The following is a 24331-nucleotide window of genomic DNA, read 5'->3' on the forward strand; positions in this document are numbered from 1 at the left end:
TCAGGCGCGAGCTGCTGCGATGCGCTCACGGAACTTCGCGAGCTGCTCGGTGATCTCCTTGGGGAGCTTGTCACCGAACTTCTTGAAGTATTCCTCGGTGTCGTCCATCTCAGCGGTCCATGCGTCGAGATCGATCGCGAAGAGCTTGGCCCACACGGACTCGTCAATGTCGAGACCATCAAGGTTGAAGTCCTCGAACTTCGGGTAACGACCGGTGACACCGTCGATTGCCTCAACCTCGCCAGCGGCACGACGGACGATCCAGTCGAGGACGCGCGAATTGTCACCGTAGCCCGGCCACATGAACTTGCCGTTCTCGTCCTTGCGGAACCAGTTCACCTGGTAGACCTTCGGGAACTTGTCGCCAAGCTCTGCCTGCATCTCGAGCCAGTGACCCCAGTAGTCAGCCATGTGGTAGCCACAGAAGGGGAGCATTGCGAACGGGTCGTGACGGAGCGAGCCGGCCTTGACGTCGGTTGCTGCTGCGGTGACCTCGGAAGCAACGGATGCGCCGATGAAGACGCCGTGTGCTGCTTCGTACTGTTCTGCAACGAGCGGGACGTTGGTGGCGCGACGGCCACCGAAGAGGATGGCGTCAATGGCAACACCCTGAGGTGCTTCCCAGTCGGAGCAGATGATCGGGCACTGCGATGCCGGGACGGTGAAGCGGCTGTTCGGGTGAGCAGCCTTCTCGCCGGACTCGGGGGTCCAGTCGTTGCCGTGCCAGTCGATCAGGTGTGCCGGGACCTCGCCGTCGATGCCTTCCCACCACACATCGCCATCGTCGGTCAGTGCGACGTTGGTGAAGATGGAGTTGGCGCGCATGGTGTCCATAGCCATCGGGTTGGTGTCGTACGAGGTGCCCGGTGCAACACCGAAGAAGCCGGCTTCCGGGTTGATTGCGTACAGGCGACCATCCGGACCCGGGCGCATCCAGGCGATGTCGTCACCGACGGTCTCAACGGTGTAACCCGGGATGGTCGGCTGGAGCATAGCGAGGTTGGTCTTGCCACATGCTGACGGGAACGCAGCTGTGACGTGGAACTGCTGGCCGGTCTCGGTGCGGGTCAGGCGCAGGATGAGCATGTGTTCTGCCATCCAGCCATCGCGGCGAGCCATGGTCGAAGCGATACGGAGAGCAAAGCACTTCTTGCCGAGCAAGGCGTTGCCACCATAGCCGGAGCCGAAGGACCAGATTTCGTTGGTCTCGGGGAAGTGGGTGATGTACTTTTCGTCATTGCACGGCCAGTTGTCATCAACCTGGCCCTCTTCGAGCGGAACGCCCACGGAGTGAACGGCGGGAACCCAGGTTGCACCTTCAGCGATGAGGTCCATTGCAGCCGTGCCCATGCGGGTCATGATGCGCATGTTGCAGACAACGTAGGGGGAGTCGGTGATCTCGATGCCGAGCTGCGAGATCGGACCGCCCAGCGGGCCCATGGAGAAGGGGATCACGTACATCGTGCGGCCCTTCATGGAGCCGGTGAACTTCTCCTTGAGGATGGCCTTCATTTCGGTCGGGTCTGCCCAGTGGTTGGTCGGGCCGGCGTCCTCTTCCTTTTCGGAGCAGATGAACGTACGGGACTCGACACGTGCAACGTCAGAGGGCTTGGAGCGAGCAAGGAAGGAGTTCGGACGCTTCTCTTCGTTGAGCTTGGTGAACATGCCAGTCTCAACCATGAGAGAGGTCAGGCGATCCCACTCTTCCTGCGAACCATCGGCAAACTCGATGGCGTCAGGCGTCGTCAGCGCGGCGATCTTAGCAACCCATGCGAGAACGTCTTCTGGAGCGTTGGACGGAGCTGCTGCTCGCACATCCTGTTCGGTCACGGACATTTTGCCTCCTGAGGCTTTCGGTATTCCAGGGCGACGGGTGCGCCCCTGTTCTACGTGTTCCATAATCCCAGATAGTGGAGGAAAATGCGCGGGCGATAAGTCCCGTGAGCATGTGTGCAACACTTCACAAACGTGGCGCGTCGGTATCCGTTCGTCTTCCTTCATTCATCTGAACGCCTCGAGTGCCTTAATCTGTAAGTGCGTTTTGGAACGCATCCCCAATCCTCAGGAGGAAAAATCGTGGGACTTCGTAAGGCCGCTGACGGCCCGTCCTTCTTCGACCTGTATTCACAGCAGGCCGCGAACCTTGTTTCCGGCACGACGATTCTTTCGTCAATCCTTGACTCCTCACCGCAGGAACAGGTCGCAATGCGCGATCAACTGCACGAGGTCGAACACTCCGGTGATGAAATTAATCACCACATTTTGAACCTCATCAACCAGACTTTCATCACCCCCTTCGATCGTGAAGACCTTGGCGCCTTGGCCTCGTGCCTCGACGACTGCATGGACCTCATCGACGAGGCCGGCGACCTCTACGTCATGTACGGTCTGAACGACCTACCGGACTACGTACACTCGCTTCTACACGAGCAGGTCGATATCTTGACTCGTTGCGCAGCGCTGACGGCAGAGCAGATCCCCGGCCTCAAGTCCCCACTGGACATGCGCGACTTCTGGGTTGAGCTGAACCGCCTTGAGAACGAAGGTGACACGACCTACCGTCGCGCTCTCACTTCGATCTTCGATTCCGGCCTTGATCCGGTGACGATCATCAAGCTGAAGGACCTTGTTGAGGTCCTAGAATCGGCATCCGACGCATTCGAAGACCTCGCAAACTGCGTTGAAACGATTGCGGTGAAGGAGTCCTGACCCGTGGATCTTAATCTGGTCCTGGTCTCGCTGGTCGTGATCATTGCTCTTGGTTTTGACTACACCAACGGCTTCCACGATGCGGCGAATGCAATCGCAACTTCCGTGTCCACCAGGGCACTGACCCCGCGAGCCGCTCTCCTCATGGCTGCTGTCATGAACATTATTGGTGCACTTTTGGGCACGGAGGTCGCAAAGACTATCGGTGAGGGCATCATCGATATCTCGCACTACACGAATTCGTCCGACGTTCTTCAACAGAGAGAGGGCTTGGCGATTGTGCTGGGCGCTCTGGTCGGTGCGGTTGTGTGGAATCTGATCACATGGTGGTTTGGGCTTCCATCGTCCTCATCACACGCCTTGATTGGTGGTTTGGTGGGCGCTGGCCTTGCTTCAGCGACCCAGGTGAAGTGGATTGGAATTCTTCAGCACGTCGTCATCCCGATGTTCGCGTCCCCGGTGATCGGCTTCCTTCTGGGCTTCTTCCTCATGAAGGGCCTGATGAGACTGTTGCAAAATCTGCCCTATCACCGCACGATGCGTCGCTTCCGTATTCTTCAGACTCTGTCAGCTGCAGCAATGGCCCTTGGCCACGGCCTGCAGGACGCTCAGAAAACGATGGGCGTCATTGTGATGGCGCTGATCGCCGGTGGCTACGGCGAGACGCACAACGTGATTGACCCGGTGACGGGTGACATCATGATTCCGCTGTGGGTCAAACTTGCTGCCGCAGGTGCAATTTCGCTGGGCACGTATGCCGGTGGCTGGCGCATCATGCGTACGCTCGGCCGTAAGATCATCGATCTAGATCCGGCTCGTGGCTTCGTCGCCGAGGGTGTTTCCGCCATCGTTCTCTACCTGTCCGCATTCGTTCTTCATGCTCCGATCTCCACGACGCACACGATTACGTCGGCGATCCTTGGTGTGGGTGCAACGAAGCGTTTCTCGGCTGTCCGCTGGGGGGTTGCTGGCAACATCGTGGTCGGTTGGTTCTTGACGCTTCCGGCTGCTGCGGCGGTTGCGGCGATCGTGTACTTCATCGTTCACGCGGTTGTTGGACTGTGACGATAGTGTTCGCCAATTTACGAGGCCGAACGGCCCACGCCACCGGCGCGGGCGCGTTCGCTGTTTCAGCCGTCGCGCTAATAGCAGGGTGTTCGAATTCGTCTGTCCTTGATTTGAAGGTCGGTGATTGTATTCAGCTGCCGAACACAGAGACGGCGGTGACGATCGATCGCACGTCCTGTTCCGAGGAACATCGGGGCGAGGTTTCAGCCGTTGTTCAGACAAACCCAAACGGTGCTGATGATGCGTTCCCTGGCGCTTCCAAACTGAACTCGCAGGCTGAAGAGGCGTGCGTTTCCTCTTTTACCGACTATGTTGGGTCAAACTATGTGACGTCATCGTTGGATGTATCGTGGCTTGTTCCGACTGAACAGTCTTGGAAGGACGGAGATCGTCATATTGCGTGCGTTGTGTATGCCCAGGGCGATCAAAAGCTCACGCAGTCTGTGAAAGATTCGAACTTGTAGGGCTCGCTTCTTCGGCTTTGAAGCTGTATACGGGGTGGGGGCGTCTTGCCGAGACGCCCCCACCCCGTGTGTTTTTACCGGATGATTAGCTGTTCCGGTCCGCCATCAGATGCGGTTAAGCGGGTTGCGGTGGAGGCGGCCTCGTCGATAAGGAAGCGACCAGCTGGTGAGCGTCACCACCTACGCCCCACGCGACACATCCGGGCTCTTTCGCGCAAAACCGTCGCACCAAGTGCAGCCAGTGCACACAAACCACCCCCACGACCGCCGATCTCACCCAGACGATCAAAGCCTTGCTCGAGAGCGTCAACGAGTTTGACGGCTTTCTAATTAACCGTGATCGAGCGCGCCAGATCCGCATAGGAGCGATCCAGCTCGTAGGCGTAGAACTTGGCCTGCTAATCGCTGAGCACACCACCCTCCATCACGGTTACAGTCTCCAGTTGTCCGGGGCGGCGACCTTGTAGTTCACCCCGATGGCTTCGAAGTGCTTGATCGCCGCGTTAATCTTCGCGTTCTCACCCGGGCGACGCTTCGTCGGATCCAGGCTCGACTTCGTCTCCCGGATCAAATACAGCCGGTCCTGTCCCTCCTCGGTTTTGATGATCGCCCAGTCCGGGTTGTAATCCCCAACCGGGGTGGGGATACGGAACTTGTCGGGCAGTTTCATGAACAAGCGGATGTCTTCTCGCCCGTCCAGGTGCTCGGCGAACTGGCGCTCGACCGCGGAGTCAAAGACGACGTAGTCAAAGTCTGTCTTTCCCGTGTTGGTCACCTTGTAGAGCTGGTCAAGGAAGCGGTCTTTCTCCTCGAGGCCGTCTTCTTGCAACTCGCGCAGCTCGTAGATACTCCCGCCGATCTTCTCGTACTGGATACCCTCAACCACCACGTGAGCGAGTTCTTCTTGAATACAGGTCGACGCCATCTTGATGAAGTCGTTCGGGTTCCCCAAAAACTCCCCAAGCCGCCCCGAGTCGGTGAGGATATCGATGATCGTCCGCCGGGTCAGCGAGGTCGCTTCCTGCAGCTGGGCCACGATATCGGGCAGAGGGTAGGAGCCGGTCAGGTTCGCGCCACGCGACCCAAGCGCGCTGCCCTTGGTGCCACCACGAGTCATCGTCATTTTCGTGCGCGTGACCTGGATACGGATCGGCTCGATCCTGGGAGCCGTCTTGATTCGGTTCACGCACGCGTCCACCAGGGCTTGGCGTTCAAAGTTGACCCGGTAGATGGTGCGCTGGGTGATCTTGTCCCAGAACTCCTCAAACCCAGGGGCTGCGTAGAGTTCCTTGTTCAGTTTGCGGGCCACACGCTTGCGCTTGCGCTTGATGATGGTTTCCATCTTGCACGCGTTGACGATGTTGATGACATCATCCTCGTACTCCGCATAGGGCTCGGGCAGATCAACCGTGAAGCCAAGCTGCTCGGGCACCCAGCTGCCCTGGACCTCACCCTGCTCGTTAATGAAACCGCGCCGGTGGAGGTGATCCCAGATCTCGGCCGACCGCTTCGCACCCAGCACGGTCTCTTTCCCATCAACCGTGATCGGCAGGCGCGAGAATTCCTGCTTACGCACAAACCCGATCGCCACGCCCGCCTTCTGGTACTCGTTCTGAAGCGCTGAAGCGAACGCCTGATACGACTCGCTGGCCACCACCGTCAACTGCGCCAGCCCAGTATCGCTAATGCGCTGCCCGGCCTGGTTCACTGGTAGACGCAGGCCACGACCGATCGTCTGGCGGCGCTCGGTTTCCGAGGCCATGTCACGCAGCGTGCAGATCTGGAACACGTTCGGGTTATCCCAGCCCTCACGCAAAGCAGAGTGGGAGAAAATAAAACGCACCGGCTCATCCATACTCAACAAGCGGGCCTTGTCACGCATGATCAACTCATACGCGTCATCATCAGCCTTGGTCTTGCCAGACGAGTCCTTGAACGTCATCACCGCGTTTTTGCCCTTGCCAGACTTCATCTGGGCGAAATAACCACTACGCGCCTCCAACGCCGTAACAGGCATGATGTCCCTGGCCTCGGGCTGGCGATCCAGCTCCTCGGTGTAAAGCTCATCGAACCAGGTAGCAAAATCACCGTTCGCGTCCAGGTTGTTGACACCGTCGCCCAGATACGAGGCGACTTTGTCGATAAAGAACAAAGACAGCACCTTGATACCCCGGGCATGAACCTGGAGTTCTTTACGGATATGTTCGCGGATGGTCTCGCGGATCATCTCCCTGAACACCGCGTCCTGGTTCGAGCCGATCTCATCCCCGACATGCAGGTACCCGTAGTTGGATAGTTCGATGCGTTCAGGCTCAACACTGATCTCGCTCACCCGCCAGTTACCCTCATAAGCCGGGTTACCGCCAGAGACATGCTCCAAGTCATCACCCTGCGTAGCGGTCACTTTACGCTTGGCGTACGAGCCGTCCTTCTTACGGCACACCAACTCCAGGGAGGCTTTGAACGGGTCGCGAGACACCCCAAGCAGCTTCACATACGGTTTAGCGCTCCCGCCAAGCTCCTGAGCGTCCGAGACCACGATCGTCTTCACCAGGCCGAGCTGGTGGGCGTCGAGCGGGTCAAGCCGGTACACCACGTTACGGGTCACTCTGTGGGTTGCGGAATAGCGCAGCGTGCACAACGGGTCCAGATCAGCCACCGCTGACTGAGCCAACTGTGACTCCATGTTCTGAGGCTCATCCATGATCACGATCGGACGAGTCGCCCGCAAATAATCCAGAGGCCGCAGTCCAGCAAGCTTGTCCCTGGTTTGGTGCATGATGCGCGTGTTCTTATCCCCACGCAGCGAATCAATCGTCATCACCAGGAACTGCAAACTCGTCGCCGACGCGAAATCACGCACCTCCTCAGCGCGCTCACCCGCATACACCGAAGCATCCATATTGATCTCCGGATACAAGTGGCGGAAATGCTCCCGCATCAAATCAATCGAGGTCTTCACGCCCTCACGGATCGCCACCGACGGCACCAGAATGATGAACTTGGTAAACCGGTAACGCTTGGCCAGCTCAAACGCGGTACGCAAATACACGTAGGTTTTGCCCGTACCGGTTTCCATCTCCACATCAAACTGCAAACCATCAGCAAGCGCCTGAGCACTCTCCAGACCGTTACGGTCTTGAACCCGCTGCACGTTCGCCAGGATCGTGTCCTCGTCCAGCACCAAGTTGTTACCCACCGCGCCGACCTCGGCAGCGATATCCAAACTCACCTGACCAGACACCTCGTCTTGGTCAAACAAGGCAGGCTCGGACGGCAACAGCCGGAAGGTGGTCACCAGCTGGTCCGCGTCCGCGGGCTGCCCATCGAACAAGTCCGTGACCGCTTCGATCGCGGAAGCCTGATACGGCTGATGAGGATCAAACTGAAAACGCATCACACCCGCTCCCTCTTAGGCCGTCCACAAGTCCACGCCACGGGAGCGGCATTCCTGAACCAGGTTCGTCTTGAGCACGTCATCGCCCTGGAAAGCATCCTCAAGCACCACCAGACGACCCGGTTCGAGGGCGACCATGGCACGCAACTGCTCCAGGGTGGGCTTGACGTGCTCGTTCAGATAAGCGACCACCAGGCCCCCGGCGACGCTGAACGCCTCCAGCCCGGCCACATCCACACGCTCAACCTGCTCGGTCAGCGAGAAACCAAGCTTGAGCAGAACCTCAGTCAACAGCGCTTCAGGGCGGGCGTCATCATCCGCGGACTCACCCATCCCAGCGAACAAATCGGCCAGCTCCTCCTCGGACAGCGAGGAGTCCGCACGCCACTTCGCAAAATTCGTATCCACCAACCGGTAAGCACGGAAGCCCACGTCCAAGCCTTCAGCACGCCCATCGAGCTTGGCAGATTCCTCTTCCAGAATCTTCGCCCCAGCCCTACGGATACGCTCACGCGTAATCTCCGCGATATTCTCATAGCCCGCCTTGCGGGCCTCAGACTTCTCATCGGTCGGCTCAGGCAACTGCACCGAAATACACCGACGGTTCCCACCATCCTCAGCATTCAACGCCATCACAGCATGAGCCGTCGTACCCGAACCAGCAAAAAAGTCAAGAATGATGTCGGCGTTTGATGAGCTTTTCATTGTCGCGCCTCGAATAAATGATTTCACCAAGGAGACAGGCTTGGGGAAATCAAAAGAAGCGCTCAGGTCAGAGCCAAGTTGAGCCAGATCATGGACGCCATCTTTGTTGAGATGCTTAATCACGGAATAGAATTTGGAGCCATCTTCGCTGACTTTTCGGTAACGTCCGACGATGTGGCCTTCAGCCTTCTTCTTCAACACATATTTTCCGGCTGCAAGTCCTTCGTCTATTTCAGCCAATTTCTTCGCGCCATGGTACTTCTCTATCTCCTCATATAGACAGGTACCGTACTTACCGAATTCTTTACGAAGCCAGTCTTCTTCGATCCAGTATTCCTCCCCATCGATCACTACCCGCGAGCCTCGGATATCCTTGGGCCGCAGAAGGGGCTGAAACGTCCCAATATTTCTTGCAAAAACGAGTGCATAATCGTGTCCTCGGATTAAATGTTTTGCCAGGCCGCCTCCCTCCGCCCTAATAACGGCGAGGGTGCCGACGTAGTTAGCTTCGCCAAACGTTTCCGACAGAACCGCCCTTGCGTGATCAATCTCCTCGTCGCCGATCGAGACGATGAGACAACCGTCATCGGTCAGAAGATTCCTTGCAAGTTTGAGGCGCGGATACATCATGTTGAGCCAGTTGGAGTGGAATCGTCCGCCTGTTTCCGGGTTAGTGGAAAGTCTCCCCCCCCCCGTCCTATTTGCCCTGTTTTTTCGAGGTAGGTACCGATCGGGTCTGCGTAGTCATCCGGGTAAACGAAGTCGCTACCAGTGTTGTAGGGCGGGTCGATGTAGATCATTTTGATCTTGCCGTAGTAGTGCTTCTGCAGCACTTTCAACACTTCAAGGTTGTCGCCTTCGATGATGACGTTGCCTGTGGTGTCCCAGTTCAGAGAGTTCTCCCGGTCGGGTGCGAGCGTGGCCGTGGTGGGTGTTTGGGCGGCGCGGATGGCTTGTGTCTTGCCCGGCCAGAACAGGCCGAAGCGCTCGGTGCCGGTTGTGGCGTCATCGCCGAGTACAGCCTGGAGCGCGGCGACATCGATCTTGCCGTCAGCAACGACCTCGGGCAGGAGGTCTGCGAGCTTGCGTGCGACGTCGGTGTGAAGGTTCAGTGTTGTGGGCGGAACCTGCTGGATGTCTTCTTCGTTCATTCTTCTGTACTCCGGTGATTGTTGGGATTGGGGCGAAACGCTGGGGCCGGCCTATCTGGCATCTTGTCACTGCGACTGCTCATTGTTTGGCTTCCAAGTCCAGTCGTCCTTCGCGCACCCACTGGTCTACTTCAGAGAGTTTGAACTTGTACAGTTTGCCGACCCTGTAGGCGGGCAAGAGTCCCTCTTTGATCCAGTTACGGATGGTGTCTTTGCTGACTGTCAGGTGATCGGCTACTTGTTCTAGATTCACCCAGGGTTCGTTGACGTCGTTCGTCATGATTTGCCTCCCTACAGTGCGTTGGCGACGCCCCGCATTGGGGCGCTTGCGGCTCCTAGAACCCCAAGGAGGTCCACGTTCTTCAGGGCCCAGTGTGTCTGGTTGAGCTCGTTGAATCGGCTATTGCCCCACAGGTCCAACTCTGTGAGCAGATCGTTGATCACCCGTTGAGGGACGGTATCGATCGCACAGTACTCCACGCGGATGCCTGAGCACAGGATTCTCACATCGGTCAGGCCATCCGACTTACCTTCGTAGGAGTCTCGCTTCTTAGAACGCGTGCGGAAGGCACCCTTAAGTAAGGCGAGCAACGTGCCGCCTGTGAGCCGAACATGTGGCTGTTCAAGCTGGCCCATGGCTACTCCCGAAAATTCCGAACGTTCTGCACCTTCTGAACATCACGGTTGATGTCAGAGATGAACGGCAGGGTTCGTTCCACGCTCGAGACGAGATCCAACTGGTTCCCATCAATTCCTAGGAAAATAGTGTAACTCAGGTCCCATCGCGAGTGTGGGTGACTGGCCGAGATTCTTGGCCAGGCCCTGATCAAGCCCGGTCCCACGTGTTCACGTGGGAGAGCTGTTGAGTTGACCTGGCGGGTGCCCTGTTTGCGGGGTGCCCGCCTTGGTCTTTTTACCAGTTTTCCTCCCGTTGTGAGCCCGTAACAGCTCAACGGCTCTCCCTTCATTTGAAGGGACGAGTCAATGCCAACTCCGGTCAGCTCCACCAATCCGTCCGTTTCCGACGACGAGTCCGATTCGGCGGGGCAAGCGGCTCCTTACGGCGGGGCTCTGGGTAATGGATGAGAAGTGCGGGTGTGACGCACGGAACATCAAAAGTTCGGCGTGGCGAACTAGAGGATTCGGCGTGCCGAACTTATCGTAAAAGCCCATCAAGACACTACATGTAGTGGCGGAATGATCATTTCGACCCAATATCTAGTGTTTCTTGTGGTGGCTTCATACAGAAAGGACATCCGTGCCCGGCACCTCCAACCGACTCGAACGCGCTAGGCCCATCAAGGAACTGTCGCCCGAGGAATCCCCCGACCTCGTCTACTTCTCCTCCGTCTCGGAGAACACCCACCGCTTCATTCAACGTCTGGGCCGCCCCGCCGTGAGAATCCCCCTGCGCCCGGCGATCGAGGGCATGATCCGCGTGAGCAACCCCTACGTCCTCATCGTCCCCTCCTACGGAGGCGGCGACCCCCGAGGAGCCGTCCCGCGACAGGTCGCGGCATTCCTCAACGACCCCGCCAACCGCCGCCTCCTGCGCGGCGTCATCACTTCCGGGAACACGAACTTCGGCGAGCACTACGGCATCGCCGGCCCCACGATCTCCGCCAAATGCGCGGTGCCGGAGCTCTATCGGTTCGAACTGCTCGGAACCCGACGCGACGTCGAGAAAGTCGCGGAGGGACTCGACCGCTTCTGGGAACGACTCAACGAAGAAGGAACACGATGACCAGCACGATCAGCGCGCCGACGACCACCGGCGCCGGAAAGCGCGAGGACTACCACGCGCTCAACGCCGAACTCAACATCTTCGGCCCCGACTCCACCATCCAATTCGACAAGGACCGCGCGGCTGCCCGACAGTTCTTCCTCCAGAAGATCATCCCCGCGACCAAGCGCTTCGACTCCGTCCTCGACCGGCTCGACTGGCTCGTCGACAACGGCTACTACGAGGCCGACGTCCTCGCCCCCTATTCGCGGGACTTTCTCGTCGCCGCTCACGAACGCGCCGCCGCCCACCGCCACCGCTTCCGCACCTTCCTCGGCGCCTTCAAGTTCTTCACCTCCTACGCGCTCAAGACCTTCGACGGCGAGGAGTACCTCGAGGGCTACGAGGAGCGCGTTGTCATCACCGCCCTGCTCCTCGCACGAGGCGACGAGGACCTCGCCCTCGGGCTCATCGACGACATCGTCTCCGGACGATTCCAACCCGCCACCCCCACCTTCCTCAACGCCGGCAAGGCCGCTCGCGGCGAACTCGTCTCCTGCTTCCTGCTGCGCCTCGAGGACAACCTCGAATCCATCGGCCGCGGCATCAACTCCGCCCTCCAACTCTCCAAACGAGGTGGCGGCGTCGCCCTTCTGCTCACCAACCTGCGCGAAGCGGGCGCCCCCATCAAGCGCATCGAGAACCAGGCCTCCGGGATCGTCCCCGTCATGAAGATCCTCGAGGACTCCTTCTCCTACGCCAATCAGCTCGGAGCCCGTCAGGGAGCCGGAGCTGTCTACCTCAGCGCCCACCACCCCGACATCATGGCCTTCCTCGACACCAAGAGGGAGAACGCCGACGAGAAGGTACGGATCAAGACCCTCTCCCTGGGCGTCGTCATCCCCGACATCACCTTCGCTCTGGCGCGCGACAACAAGGACATGCACCTGTTCAGCCCCTACGACATCGAACGCGAATACGGCGCGCCCCTCTCCGACCTGTCCATCACCGACCACTACGACGAATGGGTCGCCAATCCGCGCATCCGCAAGCGCACGATCAACGCCAGGGACTTCTTCAAGACCCTCGCCGAACTCCAATTCGAATCCGGCTACCCGTACCTCGTGTTCGAGGACAGCGTCAACCGCGCCAATCCCGTGTCCGGGCGAATCAACATGTCGAACCTGTGCTCGGAGATCCTCCAATCCAACAGCCCCTCGACCTACGACGCGGCCGGCGGATACACGAGCGTGGGTAAGGACATCTCCTGCAACCTCGGTTCGCTCAACATCGCCAAGGCCATGGGAAGCGGGGACCTCGCCACCACCGTCGAACGAGCCGTGAGGGCGCTGACCTCCGTGTCCGACCGGACGAATATCGACGCCGTCCCCTCCGTCGCGGCGGGCAACGCCGCATCCCATTCCATCGGTTTGGGGCAGATGAACCTCCACGGCTACCTCGCGTCCCAACGCATCCACTACGGGAGCCCGGAGGGCATCGACTTCACGGACATCTACTTCCTCACCGTCGCCTACCACGCGATCAGAGCCTCGAACCTCATCGCGAAAGAGCGCGGGCGGCGTTTCGAGGGATTCGAGGAGTCCGACTACGCGAGCGGCGCCTACTTCGACAAGTACCTCGAACGCGAATGGAAACCCGCCACCGAACGCGTCGCCCGCCTCTTCGACGAAGCCGGGGTCGCGATCCCCACAAGGGCGGATTGGGCCGAACTCAAGGAGTCCGTCGCCGAGCACGGCATCTACAACGCCTACCTCCAAGCCGTGCCGCCCACGGGATCCATCAGCTACATCAACGACTCCACCGCATCCATCCACCCGATCGTGGCGCCCATCGAGATCCGCAAGGAGGGAAGACTCGGGCGCGTCTACTACCCGGCCCCCCACATGACCCAGGACAACCTCGAGTTCTTCCGGGACGCCTACGAGATCGGCCCGGACAAGATCATCGACACCTACGCCGCGGCCACGCGGCACGTCGATCAGGGACTCTCCCTCACCCTCTTCTTCCGAGACACGGCCACGACCCGCGATATCAACCGGGCGCAGATCCGCGCCTGGCGAGCGGGGATCAAGAGCCTCTACTACATCCGCCTTCGTCAGAAGGCCCTCGAGGGCACCGAGGTCGAGACCTGCGTGTCCTGCTCCCTGTGAGCCCCGCCCACCCGATCCGCTGACCCGAAACAGGAGACGACAATGACGACCAATACCGCTGCGCCCCTCACCGACATCTCGGTGACCCCTCCCCACTACAGGCTCGACCCGAATGCGCGCCTGCGCCCCATCAACTGGAATCGGGTGTCCGACGACAAGGACCTCGAGGTCTGGAACCGCCTCACCGCGAACTTCTGGCTGCCCGAGAAGGTCCCCCTGTCCAACGACCTGCGCTCGTGGAAGAGGATGAGCGAGCAGGAGCGCACCCTCACCATGCGAGTCTTCACCGGACTCACCATGCTCGACACGGTCCAGGCGACGGTCGGCGAGGTGTCCCAGATCCAGGACGCCCGCACCGAGCACGAGGAGGCCGTCTACACGAACATCGCATTCATGCAATCCGTCCACGCCCGCTCCTACTCGTCGATCTTCTCGACTCTGTCCGACACCGCGCAGATCGACGAGGCCTACAGGTGGGCGGTGAACAACGACCTGCTCCAACAGCGCGCGAAGACCGTCCTGCAGCACTACTACGGGGACGACCCGCTCAAACGGAAGGCCTCCTCGACCCTCCTGTCCTCTCTGCTGCTGTACGCGGGCTTCTACCTTCCGCTGCACTTCTCGGTTCACGCGACCCTGACGAACACAGCGGACATGATCCGGCTCATCCTGCGCGACAAGGCGGTTCACGGCTACTACTCGGGATACAAGTACCAGCGCGGCCTGGAAACCCACCCGGCCGCCGAGCGCGAGGAGATGGACGAATTCGTCCATGCGCTGCTCTCCGAGCTGTACAAGCTGGAGTTGCAGTACTCGGGGGAGCTGTACGAGCCCTTCGGCTTGATGGACGACGTCGCGGTGTTCGTGCGCTACAACGCCAACAAGGCCCTGATGAACCTCGGATACCCGGCGTACTTCCCGCCCGAGGAGACCGAGGTCAATCCGGAGATCCTCGCGGCCCTGGCCCCCGGGGCCGATGAGAACCACGACTTCTTCTCCGGATCGGGCTCCTCTTACGTCATCGGCAAGGCCGAGGACACCAGCGACGAGGATTGGGAGTTCTGATCCGCCAGGCGGGCGGGTCCCGATGGGGCCCGCCCGCCTTCCTCCCTTCATCGCTCCTGAGAGCGATCAGATCCACCCCCACGAGCGCACCACCTACACCCCACGCGACACATCCAGGCGCTTCTCGTCGACGAGGGCGATCGCCTCCGGTCCGGACATGGCGACGCCGACGACCTCGATATCGGTCTGCCGATGAGCTTGGATGCGGTCGGTACGGCTCTTGACCTTGAGGTTCAGAAGAACACGGCGGGTAAGCGGCTGATCAAACAGTTCTGCACCCCGGCCACGCCCTCCGTGCTCAACGGTGGCGGCACCAGGAACCTGCCGGGCAGCGACCCCCGGATGGATGGCAGGCGTTCAGAACAACAACCACTACCCGAACCCACATCAGGTCATTGACGCGGCCTCACTATCGGGGGTCGCGGGTTTGATCACGTTGCTGCCATGTACGTGAATGGCCGCCGCTCAACTGCAGCCTTCATAGCGTCGGACTGCGTGGCCATGGGCATCAACAACGACCACACCGAAACCCACACCGAGCGGATCACACCAGAGCGCTTTGGTTTCTTTGATCGCAATGCTCTGGATGCCGGTCGCTTCATCTACGGCACGTTGAACGCTGTGGTGACGGCGCATGAAGGCGATCAGCTCCTCGATGCATGGCTGGACGCGGCTGACGAGATCGACGTGTTCGCTGCCTTCGATCAGAGCACTCTCGTGATCGGTGAAGGGTCACGCAATGCCACGCTCTCTCGCTTCGCCGGGCGGGTCCTCATCCGCTACGGGCAGACCAACCAGGCGCGTGACTTGTTCGACCACAAAGCGAATCTATGCGAACCACCGCTCAGTGACAGCGAGCTGACGACGATTTGGAACTCGGCGTGAGGTTGCCTCCCCAAAAGCCTAACCACAAGCCCGTCAGGGAATTGGGGTGAAAACCTCACCCGTCTGACATACCTCGCACACCGCTACCTACATCTGGACCGGTGGGAGGTCGCGCTCATGCCCCTGGGCGTGCTGCTCGACCTGGTCGAATGCCACTGGCAACACACCCAACCCGGCCGCAACAGCGCTGAGCCCAGCATCGACGACATCATCCCCGTCGAGATCTGAGTTCGCTTATCGGTCGAAGGGAGGGACATGCCTATTGCGGAGCCTGGGCGGCGTGCTATCTAGAGTTCTCGCTGGCAGAGTTTCTCGCCGGGGCAAGGCCGGGCAAAGTCGTCATCTTGGCATCGGTTAAACTGGGCATAATTGTTCAGCCCGTCTCGGAGCCTTGCTTCTGGGAGCGGGCTGGATCTTTGGGTATTAACCCGATCTTTACTCATCGACCGGCGTCGACGCCAAGGCGCTGCCTATAGTTGCCGGTGGCAGGGAGCTGATTCGGCTAACCTCGTTATGGGACGCCAGATAGCGCTCCCATTCCGAGGCCCGTGTTCATGCACGGGCTTTCGCGTAGACGCAGTGCCGGAATAGACGTAACCCCGGCGATGCAACCGAGGCTGGTGATCGTTCCGGGGTCTTCGTTAACGAACGATAGCAGCGGAGGTTACTCAGTGACCAGTGACTCCCACCTCGAGTGGAACCCTCAGGTCATGCTGGACCTCCTGTCACGAGGGGCGGGTGTGTTACAGCGGGCACCCAGTCCTATCGTGGATGGTTGACAATATTCACGCGCGTACCGACCCGGCCGGCAACATCAAACCCGACAAACAAAAGAGCACCGAGAAGATCGACGGTGAGCATGGCCCTGCAAGGATGATGTTGTAGCGGTTGACGCACACAGTTAGGTACACCTCCCAGAAATAAAGTAAGTTTAGCCTTATCTAATTAAGGATGGTGTTTGCGTGAACGATAGTGTAACGGATCAGGTTGTTGACGGTGAGTATGGGTCCGCGAAGGAAAAATCTGTCGCTGGCCAGAACGCAATCCGTCAGCTATCGCAGCCGGTGAAAGGCAAGCTGTTCGTCGCGCAGGTTTTGGCTTTTCTCTCTGGTGTGTTGGCTATTGCCCCGTATGTGGCTCTGGTGGAGCTTGGCAGAGAACTTATGCAAGACCAGATGGACCCGGCGCGGGTGAACTGGATTGTCATGCTTCTCGTCAGCGCATACATGACCCGGTTGACCTTATATTTTGTTGCATTGGGCGTGACGCATTTTATTGACCTGTCGTTGCGTAATCAGATGCGTCGGCAAATTGCCGCCCGAATGTCGACTGCTCCGCTGTCGTGGTTTACCCGCGAGGGTGAGGGGAAGATCCGCAAGACCATTCAGGATGATACGTCCACGGTGCACACAGTGATCGCGCACGGGCCGATCGAGAAACTGAACGCGATCGTATCCCCGCTCGCCTTGTTGATATATGCGTTTGTGGTGGATTGGCGACTCGCGTTGCTGTCGATTGCGACGATCCCGCTCTATGTGGGCATGTATGGCATGTCGATGCGTGGGATGAATGAGAAGACCGCCCAAATGGACACCAAGCTCGCTCAGGTTTCGGCAACGATGGCCGAGTTCGTTGCCGGTATCTCAGTGGTGAAAGCGTTCGGCAAGGTTGGCCAAGCACATAAAGCCTATTTAGATGCAGCTAACGAGTTTTCTAAGTTCTACCGGGCGTGGTGTATGCCGCTGGTGTCGATGTCGGTCGCCTCATTTTCGTGGGTGTCGATCCCGGTGTTGTTGATCGTGAACCTTGGCGGTGGCGCGTTGATGATGAACGCCGGTTGGGTGAGCATCTACGAGGTGATAACGACGACGTTGATTGCCTTGGTGTTGCCGGGAGCGTTGATGACGGTGGCAACGATCGCCTGGTCGTACCAGCTCGCAGGGTCTGCGGCAGTGAGGCTGGTGAACGTCATGGAGCTACCGGCGTTGAGTCAGCCCGATGCGCCACAGACACCACACGGTCATGATATTGAGATTCGGGGTGTGTCGTATGCCTATGACGACACCCAGGCATTAGACGAGGTGAGCCTGAGCGTTCCGGCAGGCACGGTGACCGCGCTGGTTGGTCCGTCGGGTGCGGGGAAGTCGACGTTGGCGAGTTTGATGGCCCGCTTCGATGACCCGGACGCTGGCATGATCACCATCGGCGGGGTTGATCTAAAGAGCATTTCCCAGGATGTGTTGTATTCGACGGTCGCATTTGTCCTGCAAGATGCACAGCTTATTCGCGACACCATCCACAACAACATTGCCCTGGGCGCGCCAGACGCAACCTTGGATCAGGTGCGGCAGGCGGCGCGGGCAGCGCAGATCGATGAGTTCATCATGAGCCTGCCAGATGGTTACGACACCGTGTTGGGGGAGGACACCCACGTTTCGGGCGGGCAGGCAGCCCGTATCGCGATCGCCCGGGCGCTCATGGTTGATGCCCCAGTGTTGGTGCTGGACGAGGCGACGGCGATGGCGGACCCGGAATCGGAATCGAAAATCCAACAAGCTCTCTCGACTCTTGCCAAAGGCAGAACCGTGATTGTGATCGCCCACCGACTGGCCTCGATCAGAGGGGCAGACCAAATCGTCGTCATGGAACGCGGGCGCATTGCTGTGGTCGGTAAACACGACGAGCTGTTGGGTAATGCGCACTATCAGGCACTTCTTGCCCAAGGTGCATGCGAGGAGATGACACGATGAATCAACTATTGCTGCCACGCTTTAAGCGTTTGATGGAACCCGCCTCGTGGCGAGACCTCTCGGTCGGTCAAGCGTGGGGTGCGGTCTCAGGACTGTGTCACGGCTTTGCCCTGCTGACTTTGCTTCCCGCAGCAAGTGCCCTAGCGACCGGAATGCCGGTGTGGGGGTTATCGTTTTGGGGCTGGCTCATCGCCTTGGCGGTGATCTCGGTAGCGGGTGTAGGCACCGAGTTTTATGGCATGCGCACCGGCTATATCGGCGCGCTCGGATTCATTCACGACGTCCACCAAGCGGTGGGTAACAAGGTAGCCCGCCTACCACTGGGCATGTTCGATTCGGGTAGCTCTGGCCGACTGTCGCGCATGGTCACCCAGGAAATGATGAACCTGGGCGAGTCAGCGGCACATTTCATTTTCTCCCTCGTCCAAAAACTCTCAGCCGTGCTCGTAGTCACTGTGGGAACCTGGTTCTGGGATTGGCGGCTGGGTCTAACCTTGACGATCGCCTTCCCGATCATGCTCGCCTTCCTTCATAGCTCCCGTGTCCTACTCAATAAAGGTAAGCAGATTTCCGAACCAGCCGAATCAGAGTTGGCGGCTCGCATGGTCGAATTCGCCACCTGCCAAGGCGCGTTACGTTCCTGCCACGTCGCCGACGACTACCCAGCCCTTGATCAGGCATTCAAACAGGCTGACCGTAAGGGCCGCACCGCGTTATGGATTGAAACATTAGCGAACCTGATTAATGGGATGTTCGTCCAAGCGCTTGTCGTAGTAATGATTTGGCTGACCGCCCAACTCGCCCTCGGCGGGCAGATGAATGCGTTGAACGCTGTGGTCACCATCGGCATGTGCCTGCGGTTCACCACCATGCTCCAAGACATCGGTGGCTGCATGACCGGGCTGGAAGAACGCCGCCAGCAGATGAATCACGTCGACAAGGTCATGGACGCTCCCGAACTGTCCGAACCCGATGTCTCCACACCGGTGAGCGCTCCTGGCGATGTTCGTTTCGAGGACGTCACCTTCGGCTACGATCCGGACACTCCGGTGCTGCACGATATTTCCTTCCATGTCCCGCAAGGCGGCATGTGTGCCCTGGTTGGCCCTTCCGGCTGCGGAAAAACCACAATCGCGAGGTTGGTTGCACGTTTCTGGGATGTGCAGTCCGGCAGCGTGCGCGTTGGCGGAGTGGACGTGCGCGAGCAGACCACCGAAGATTTGATGCGCCAGATATCCCTGGTCTTCCAAGACGTCTACCTATTCAATGACACGCTCGAGGCTAACATTCGCCTTGGCAACCCCGAAGCCACCGATGAAGAAATCAGGTGGGCCGCTGACCTGTCGGGCGTGACCGAAATCGTCAACCGGCTCCCAGACAGCTGGAATTCACTGGCTGGGGCTGGCGGGCGCGCACTGTCAGGTGGGGAACGGCAACGCGTCTCTATCGCCCGCGCCTTGGTGAAGAAAGCCCCAATTGTGCTGTTCGACGAGGCCACCAGCGCGCTGGATGCAGAAAACGAAGCCAACATTGTTGCGGCGATGAACGAGCTACGCAAGCACTCCACACTGATCGTGATCGCCCACAAACTTGAAACCATTCGCCAAGCCGACCAAATCATTGTGCTCTCCCATGGTGGGCGTATCGCCCAGCGCGGGTGCCACGACGAGCTGGTCAACCAGCCGGGTCAATACCGCGATTTCTGGCAAGAGCGCATCAACGCCGCCGGATGGCAACTCGTCTAAAACACAGCACTGTTCACAATCGTGAAAGGAATAACTATGTCCACACCCACGTCCTCGCGCCTCAACACGCGCGACTTCATTAACATCGGCGTCTTCACCGCTTTGATGTTCGTCATCGTGTTCGCGTTCGGAATGCTCGGGTTCATCCCCGCCGCCATGTATGCCGGTTTCTTGCTTTCTATCCTCGTTAACGGCATCATCTTTGCGCTGTTCACAGCACGCACCCCAAAGATGGGGGCATTGACAATCATGCTGATCCTCGTCGAAATCCTCTTTTTCGTGACCGGCCACTGGGTGGGAGGAATCGCGGTGGCCGCTGTGTTCGGCCTGCTCGCCGACCTAGTCATCACCAAGGGGCCGAAGAACGTGAAGGTTCGCGTCCCGCTGGCATACGCACTGTTTATTCTGCCGATCTATGTTTCCCCGTGGATGCCGCTGTTTATGAACCAAAAAGCATATATGTCGCAGATCGCCGAACAAATGGGCGCAGAGTACGCCGCCAAGATGGCGCAGGTTGTCACGATTCCGATTCTACTGGGCTTCTTCGTCGTGATGCTCATCGTTGGCTGGCTTGCTGGTCTGTTGGGAACCAGGGTCGCGCGCAAACACTTTGAACGGGCCGGTCTTGTCTAAACTTCCCGACCCGCGCACGATTATCGTAGCGCTCGTCATCGTCTCCACCACGATCTACAGTGCCTACTCGCCGTGGTTCGTGTGTGCTCTGGGCGGATTCGCCGCCGTGATGCTGGCGAGCGCTGCGATCAACCCCAACACGCTCGTGCGCCCGAGCTGGGTGGCCGTCTACCTGGCCACGTTTGCGGTCCCCGGCGGGCTCATCTTCGCGATACCACTGGTGTGGAAGTCAACGGTCAGCGCGTTCCTCGTGCTGTTTTTGCAGTGGATGTGGCGATTCAGTGTCAGCGCAGGAATGGGAGCCTACGCGATCGGCGTGATCCGACCCGCAACCTTGCAAAAAGCGCTCGCCAGCTCACGGATCCCGACCTGTTTCACGATCCCAATCTCGGTTGCCTTACGTGTGCTGCCCGTGATCGGCCACGAGGTTAAAGCGATCTCAGATGCGATGAAGCTACGCGGCATGTCCGCGCTTTCCCTGCGCGCGGCCCAGTACTTCACAATCCCGCTGCTATCGACCGTGGTACGCAGCGGGGACGAACTGGCATCTGCTGCCCTCGTGCGCGGACTGGGCGGAACCGCAAAGCCCACCTCAGTCACAGTCGTGAAATTCCGTGTGATCGACGCAGTCATTCTGCTCATCGTTATCGGCTTCGCGATATGGAGAATCGTCCTATGACAACAGCCCAAGCAACTGGGGTCACCTTCACCTATCGAGGAGCAGACCACCCCTCAATCAATGACGCAACCATCACCATCACACCTGGAACCGTCACCTTGCTGTGTGGCGCGTCAGGGTCTGGGAAAACTACCGCGCTACGGCTGTTTAACGGGCTGATCCCGCACTTCCACGACGGCGGCCTTACCGGAAGCGTCACAGTCGACAACATTGACGTGGCACGAGCCGACCTGCCACGCCTTGCCCACCACTGTTCGACAGTGTTTCAAAACCCGCGCACCCAGTTCTACACCACTCACGTGCGTCAAGAACTCGCCTTCGGCCCAGAAAACCTCGGCCGCGACCCGCAGGAGATTTGTGCGCGCATTAACGAAGTCGCTACCGAGTTAGGCATCGCCGACCTGCTGGAATCCCGCGTCACACAACTGTCGGGTGGGCAGATGCAACGCGTGGCCTGCGCCGTCGCCATGTGCAACAACACGTCGCTGATCGTCTTTGACGAGCCGACCGCGAACTTGTCCGCTGACGTTATCGACCAACTCGCCACACTCATCGCCAGGCTCAAAGCCGATGGACACACCATCATCATTGCTGAACACCGGCTAAGTTTCCTTTCCGGGATCGTCGACCGCGTCTATTGCTTCGACAAAGGTAACATCGCCCTCACCGCAACCGGCGAAGAGTTCTACGCTACCTCGGATGAGGAGCGCAAACAGCTTGGACTGCGATCCCTAGTGACTGTGTCTATGCCACAACTTCCGCAACCGGCAGGAGATGGGCTGGAGATCAGCAATCTCACCTTCGCCTACCGGCACGGGAAAACGGTTCTCAACATCGACCATGTGCTCTTTCCGGCAGGGAAAATCAGCGCACTGTTGGGCCCGTGCGGGTCGGGCAAATCAACACTGGCACGGATCCTCTGCGGACTTGAAAAGGCCAAAGGTGCATCCATCACACTCAATGGACAGAAATTCGCCAGCCGGGACACATACCTTGTCATGCAAGACCCCACCCGGCAGCTGTTCTCAGACACCGTCATTGACGAAGTCACGCTCGGGATAACGAGAGCCGAAAAACAACACATCGACGCCCAGGCGATCCTTGAAGAACTCGATCTTGCGGAGCACAAGTCCGATCATCCGCAAGCGCTGTCTGGCGGGCAGCGCCAACGCCTGGTCATCGCCACAGCACTTGCAGCGAACAAAAATGTCTACATCTTTGACGAGCCGACCTCGGGTGTTGGCTACAAGCACCTCGTCGCAATCTCTCAAGTGATGCGCAAACTCGCCGATACCGGTGCCGTCGTCATCGTCATCACCCACGACGCCGAACTCGTCACCGAAGCCGCCGACCACGCTATCCACCTCGACCAAATCAACACCTGCTCAGACATGTGCCTACAAGAGTGAACGAGGGATTCACGAGCCGGGTTTCTACAAGGAAGTCATCGTGAACGAACACCACCACGATTACGGGCCGAGTGCGCAAGAGATCGCCACGGATCCTCACCTGCGTAACAAGCTTGCGATCGCGTTCGGACTCGTGTTTAGCATCGTCCTGGCGCAAGCTATCGGCGCGTTTATGACGGGAAGCTTGGCACACTCCTCGTCGACGTTGTCCACTCGTTGGCTGATTCTCTTTCCCGCTACGGCTTCTTTTTGTCATGATCGCGTAAACGCTCAACAAAGTTTTCAGTCTTGCCGATGTAACACCAGGTGTTCTCAATAGCTTCAGGGTCATTACCAAGAAGAATATACACACCATTACAAGCGATTGAGCTGAATGCCCCCGTATTTACATGGGGTTTTTGAGACGTTTAAGTTTGTTTGAATCTCGCAGCGACTAGACATCATAGTTCTGAAGTCAACACCGCTTTAGCAGGGATTTTTATGGTTTTTGCTTCTAATCATAAAGAGATTATTCGCGGAACTCGGGATGATAAAAACTCAGCAAAACTGCCGCAGCTATCAGAACTGTGCAACATGTCATTGGTAGCCACGGAGAGAGTCCGTAAAGTGCGGTGGAGGCTATCGGTGCCACTACATAGGCTGCACCATTGTTAGCATTAATCAACCCGGCCAGCCCACCTTGCTCTTCGGGCTTCATTTGCAAAGTAGGCGCCGTGTTGTAGCCAGGCATCGCCAGACCTAGACCAAAGCCTGTCAAGATGCTGGCCACGATGAACAGTCCAAGATTTAGTGGATAAACCAAGAGCAGTAACCCGAGAAGAACGATTATTAATCCTCTTCTAAAGAGTTTTTTAGCACCCCAGTTTAACCTTGGAGCCACCAAGGCCTGCGCCAGTATCATCACCACACCCATTATTGACATGCACAAAGCGGTGAACCCTGCTGTGGCGCCGGCCGCTAGCTTCAAAACATCCTGCAGCAAAAAGCCGAAAAGTGTAGCCACGGTAGAAAAAGCGGTAAACATGAGGAAACCGCAAGCCAGGAACACGAATACTCTTGAATCAAAGTAGGAAACTTTTGCCGGTTGAGCGACTTTTTCTTCGCCACCTGTGGGTTTGAATGTTAGAAGCAAAACGGCAACGCCTAAAAGCATGACCAGAGGCATCACCAGCAGGGGCATCATGAAGCCTCCTATAGCTGCAAGGCTGCCACCCACTAAGGCTCCAAGAATAGACGAGAATCCTTGCGCAGCGCCCAAGACTCCCACACCTTTTACCCGTTGCGTCTCACTGTAGGTATGAGTCACAACGTAGGTTTGCGCGGCTGGGGAAACTGATGCGATGGCACCGCCGTACAGCACGCCCCTAGTTATGACTACTCCTATAATCAACGCTATGCCGGTGAGCAGACCCTTAAATCCTAGCCACACCACCATAGCGAATCCGCCTAGAGCCAGGATTCCGGCAAGCATGCCAATAAGCAAGATACGCCGAGATCCCCATCGCAATGAGACCCGTCCCCACCTGGTGGAGGTAAGAGAAAACATTACGGCTGCTAACGAAATGGTGGCGCCAATATGCCATTCCTTCAACCCGATTTCGCGCGATAGCGGAGCCAGAATTGGATTAAGAATCATCTGCCCCATATATGCCAGTAACACCGTCAAAAACAGGGGAAACAGTCCCGTTATTTTTGATTCGACTTTCTCGTTTTGTTCGTTAGTGGCGCACATTAAAACATCCTTTCCAAAGTGAGCAGACAATCAAGCCGAAACAAT

General features: G+C 58.4%; 20 protein-coding genes and 1 pseudogene. 13 read left to right on the forward strand and 8 right to left on the reverse strand.

Going from position 1 to position 24331, the window contains the following annotated elements:
* On the reverse strand, nt 1-1836 hold the full coding sequence (locus tag QP503_RS00525) for a phosphoenolpyruvate carboxykinase (GTP) (RefSeq protein ID WP_103632485.1): 1836 nt from the start codon (nt 1834-1836) through the stop codon (nt 1-3).
* Between the two features lie 240 nt (nt 1837-2076).
* Here QP503_RS00525 and QP503_RS00530 point away from each other — a divergent pair, with 240 nt between their 5' ends.
* Genes QP503_RS00530 through QP503_RS00540 form a run of 3 tightly spaced genes read left to right on the forward strand, consistent with a single transcriptional unit; the run spans nt 2077 to nt 4241 of the window.
* Entirely contained in the window at nt 2077-2709 is a 633-nt protein-coding gene (locus QP503_RS00530; protein WP_006680308.1) for a DUF47 domain-containing protein, read from the forward strand.
* A 3-nt stretch (nt 2710-2712) separates the two neighbouring features.
* A complete protein-coding gene (locus QP503_RS00535; RefSeq protein WP_006680309.1) occupies nt 2713-3774 on the forward strand; it encodes an inorganic phosphate transporter in 1062 nt (353 codons plus the stop codon).
* A gap of 5 nt (nt 3775-3779) precedes the next feature.
* Nucleotides 3780-4241 carry a septum formation family protein gene (locus QP503_RS00540; RefSeq protein WP_285100974.1) on the forward strand — a complete coding sequence of 154 codons (462 nt, stop codon included), beginning with the start codon at nt 3780-3782 and terminating at the stop codon, nt 4239-4241.
* Nucleotides 4242-4671: 430 nt separating this feature from the next.
* Here the strand turns inward: QP503_RS00540 and QP503_RS00545 are convergent, their stop codons facing one another.
* The 5 genes from QP503_RS00545 to QP503_RS00565 form a co-directional block, all read right to left on the reverse strand.
* Nucleotides 4672-7638: a restriction endonuclease gene (locus QP503_RS00545; protein WP_179370303.1), complete on the reverse strand. Its 2967-nt coding sequence runs from the start codon at nt 7636-7638 to the stop codon at nt 4672-4674.
* Between the two features lie 15 nt (nt 7639-7653).
* Nucleotides 7654-8973, reverse strand: coding sequence for a DNA methyltransferase (locus QP503_RS00550; protein WP_285100976.1), 1320 nt, complete (start codon nt 8971-8973; stop codon nt 7654-7656).
* A complete protein-coding gene (locus QP503_RS00555) occupies nt 8970-9494 on the reverse strand; it encodes a site-specific DNA-methyltransferase (adenine-specific) (RefSeq protein WP_285100978.1) in 525 nt (174 codons plus the stop codon). Before QP503_RS00555 ends, QP503_RS00550 begins: the two co-directional genes overlap by 4 nt.
* 79 nt (nt 9495-9573) lie before the next feature.
* Nucleotides 9574-9774 (reverse strand): helix-turn-helix domain-containing protein, encoded by a 201-nt coding sequence (locus tag QP503_RS00560; RefSeq protein ID WP_006680313.1) that lies wholly within the window; start codon nt 9772-9774, stop codon nt 9574-9576.
* An 11-nt stretch (nt 9775-9785) separates the two neighbouring features.
* Nucleotides 9786-10130, reverse strand: a complete 345-nt coding sequence (locus QP503_RS00565; protein WP_285100980.1) for a hypothetical protein — start codon at nt 10128-10130, stop codon at nt 9786-9788.
* A gap of 661 nt (nt 10131-10791) precedes the next feature.
* Here QP503_RS00565 and nrdI point away from each other — a divergent pair.
* From nrdI to QP503_RS00615, 10 genes and pseudogenes are all read left to right on the forward strand, one after another.
* On the forward strand, nt 10792-11238 hold the full coding sequence (nrdI, locus tag QP503_RS00570) for a class Ib ribonucleoside-diphosphate reductase assembly flavoprotein NrdI (protein ID WP_464812787.1): 447 nt from the start codon (nt 10792-10794) through the stop codon (nt 11236-11238).
* Nucleotides 11235-13388 (forward strand): class 1b ribonucleoside-diphosphate reductase subunit alpha, encoded by a 2154-nt coding sequence (nrdE, locus tag QP503_RS00575; protein WP_285100984.1) that lies wholly within the window; start codon nt 11235-11237, stop codon nt 13386-13388. The genes nrdI and nrdE overlap by 4 nt, the downstream gene beginning before the upstream one ends.
* Nucleotides 13389-13430: 42 nt before the next feature.
* Nucleotides 13431-14453, forward strand: a complete 1023-nt coding sequence (gene nrdF, locus QP503_RS00580) for a class 1b ribonucleoside-diphosphate reductase subunit beta (RefSeq protein WP_179369981.1) — start codon at nt 13431-13433, stop codon at nt 14451-14453.
* 501 nt (nt 14454-14954) lie between these two features.
* Nucleotides 14955-15338, forward strand: coding sequence for a primase alpha helix C-terminal domain-containing protein (locus QP503_RS00585; RefSeq protein WP_285100987.1), 384 nt, complete (start codon nt 14955-14957; stop codon nt 15336-15338).
* Nucleotides 15339-16067: 729 nt separating this feature from the next.
* Nucleotides 16068-16193, forward strand: a pseudogene (locus tag QP503_RS00590) (terminase TerL endonuclease subunit); the annotation flags it as partial.
* 107 nt (nt 16194-16300) lie between these two features.
* On the forward strand, nt 16301-18088 hold the full coding sequence (locus tag QP503_RS00595; protein WP_285100991.1) for an ABC transporter ATP-binding protein: 1788 nt from the start codon (nt 16301-16303) through the stop codon (nt 18086-18088).
* Nucleotides 18085-19833: an ABC transporter ATP-binding protein gene (locus tag QP503_RS00600; RefSeq protein ID WP_285100993.1), complete on the forward strand. Its 1749-nt coding sequence runs from the start codon at nt 18085-18087 to the stop codon at nt 19831-19833. The genes QP503_RS00595 and QP503_RS00600 overlap by 4 nt, the downstream gene beginning before the upstream one ends.
* A gap of 36 nt (nt 19834-19869) precedes the next feature.
* The gene (locus QP503_RS00605) at nt 19870-20466 is read left to right on the forward strand and encodes an MptD family putative ECF transporter S component (RefSeq protein WP_103632986.1); all 597 of its coding nucleotides are present in this window, start codon (nt 19870-19872) and stop codon (nt 20464-20466) included.
* Nucleotides 20459-21145 (forward strand): energy-coupling factor transporter transmembrane component T family protein, encoded by a 687-nt coding sequence (locus QP503_RS00610; protein WP_285100995.1) that lies wholly within the window; start codon nt 20459-20461, stop codon nt 21143-21145. Before QP503_RS00605 ends, QP503_RS00610 begins: the two co-directional genes overlap by 8 nt.
* Entirely contained in the window at nt 21142-22554 is a 1413-nt protein-coding gene (locus QP503_RS00615) for an ABC transporter ATP-binding protein (protein ID WP_006680336.1), read from the forward strand. Before QP503_RS00610 ends, QP503_RS00615 begins: the two co-directional genes overlap by 4 nt.
* A 236-nt stretch (nt 22555-22790) precedes the next feature.
* On the opposite strand, the gene QP503_RS00620 is transcribed toward QP503_RS00615, so the two are convergent.
* Nucleotides 22791-22904: a GIY-YIG nuclease family protein gene (locus tag QP503_RS00620; protein ID WP_243440748.1), complete on the reverse strand. Its 114-nt coding sequence runs from the start codon at nt 22902-22904 to the stop codon at nt 22791-22793.
* A 158-nt stretch (nt 22905-23062) separates the two neighbouring features.
* On the reverse strand, nt 23063-24286 hold the full coding sequence (locus tag QP503_RS00625; protein ID WP_006680337.1) for an MFS transporter: 1224 nt from the start codon (nt 24284-24286) through the stop codon (nt 23063-23065).
* Between the last annotated feature and the right edge of the window lie 45 nt (nt 24287-24331).

The organism is Pauljensenia sp. UMB0895 (assembly GCF_030218905.1).
Taxonomy (GTDB): Bacteria; Actinomycetota; Actinomycetes; order Actinomycetales; family Actinomycetaceae; genus Pauljensenia; species Pauljensenia turicensis_A.

Bases quoted from the DNA above. Each gene is read 5' to 3' on its own strand.
- QP503_RS00525 (WP_103632485.1), bottom strand. From the start codon at position 1,836: ATGTCCGTGACCGAACAGGATGTGCGAGCAGCAGCTCCGTCCAACGCT.
- QP503_RS00545 (WP_179370303.1), bottom strand. From the start codon at position 7,638: ATGCGTTTTCAGTTTGATCCTCATCAGCCGTATCAGGCTTCCGCGATC.
- QP503_RS00550 (WP_285100976.1), bottom strand. From the start codon at position 8,973: ATGATGTATCCGCGCCTCAAACTTGCAAGGAATCTTCTGACCGATGAC.
- QP503_RS00555 (WP_285100978.1), bottom strand. From the start codon at position 9,494: ATGAACGAAGAAGACATCCAGCAGGTTCCGCCCACAACACTGAACCTT.
- QP503_RS00560 (WP_006680313.1), bottom strand. From the start codon at position 9,774: ATGACGAACGACGTCAACGAACCCTGGGTGAATCTAGAACAAGTAGCC.
- QP503_RS00565 (WP_285100980.1), bottom strand. From the start codon at position 10,130: ATGGGCCAGCTTGAACAGCCACATGTTCGGCTCACAGGCGGCACGTTG.
- nrdE (WP_285100984.1), top strand. From the start codon at position 11,235: ATGACCAGCACGATCAGCGCGCCGACGACCACCGGCGCCGGAAAGCGC.
- nrdF (WP_179369981.1), top strand. From the start codon at position 13,431: ATGACGACCAATACCGCTGCGCCCCTCACCGACATCTCGGTGACCCCT.
- QP503_RS00585 (WP_285100987.1), top strand. From the start codon at position 14,955: ATGGGCATCAACAACGACCACACCGAAACCCACACCGAGCGGATCACA.
- QP503_RS00600 (WP_285100993.1), top strand. From the start codon at position 18,085: ATGAATCAACTATTGCTGCCACGCTTTAAGCGTTTGATGGAACCCGCC.
- QP503_RS00605 (WP_103632986.1), top strand. From the start codon at position 19,870: ATGTCCACACCCACGTCCTCGCGCCTCAACACGCGCGACTTCATTAAC.
- QP503_RS00615 (WP_006680336.1), top strand. From the start codon at position 21,142: ATGACAACAGCCCAAGCAACTGGGGTCACCTTCACCTATCGAGGAGCA.
- QP503_RS00625 (WP_006680337.1), bottom strand. From the start codon at position 24,286: ATGTGCGCCACTAACGAACAAAACGAGAAAGTCGAATCAAAAATAACG.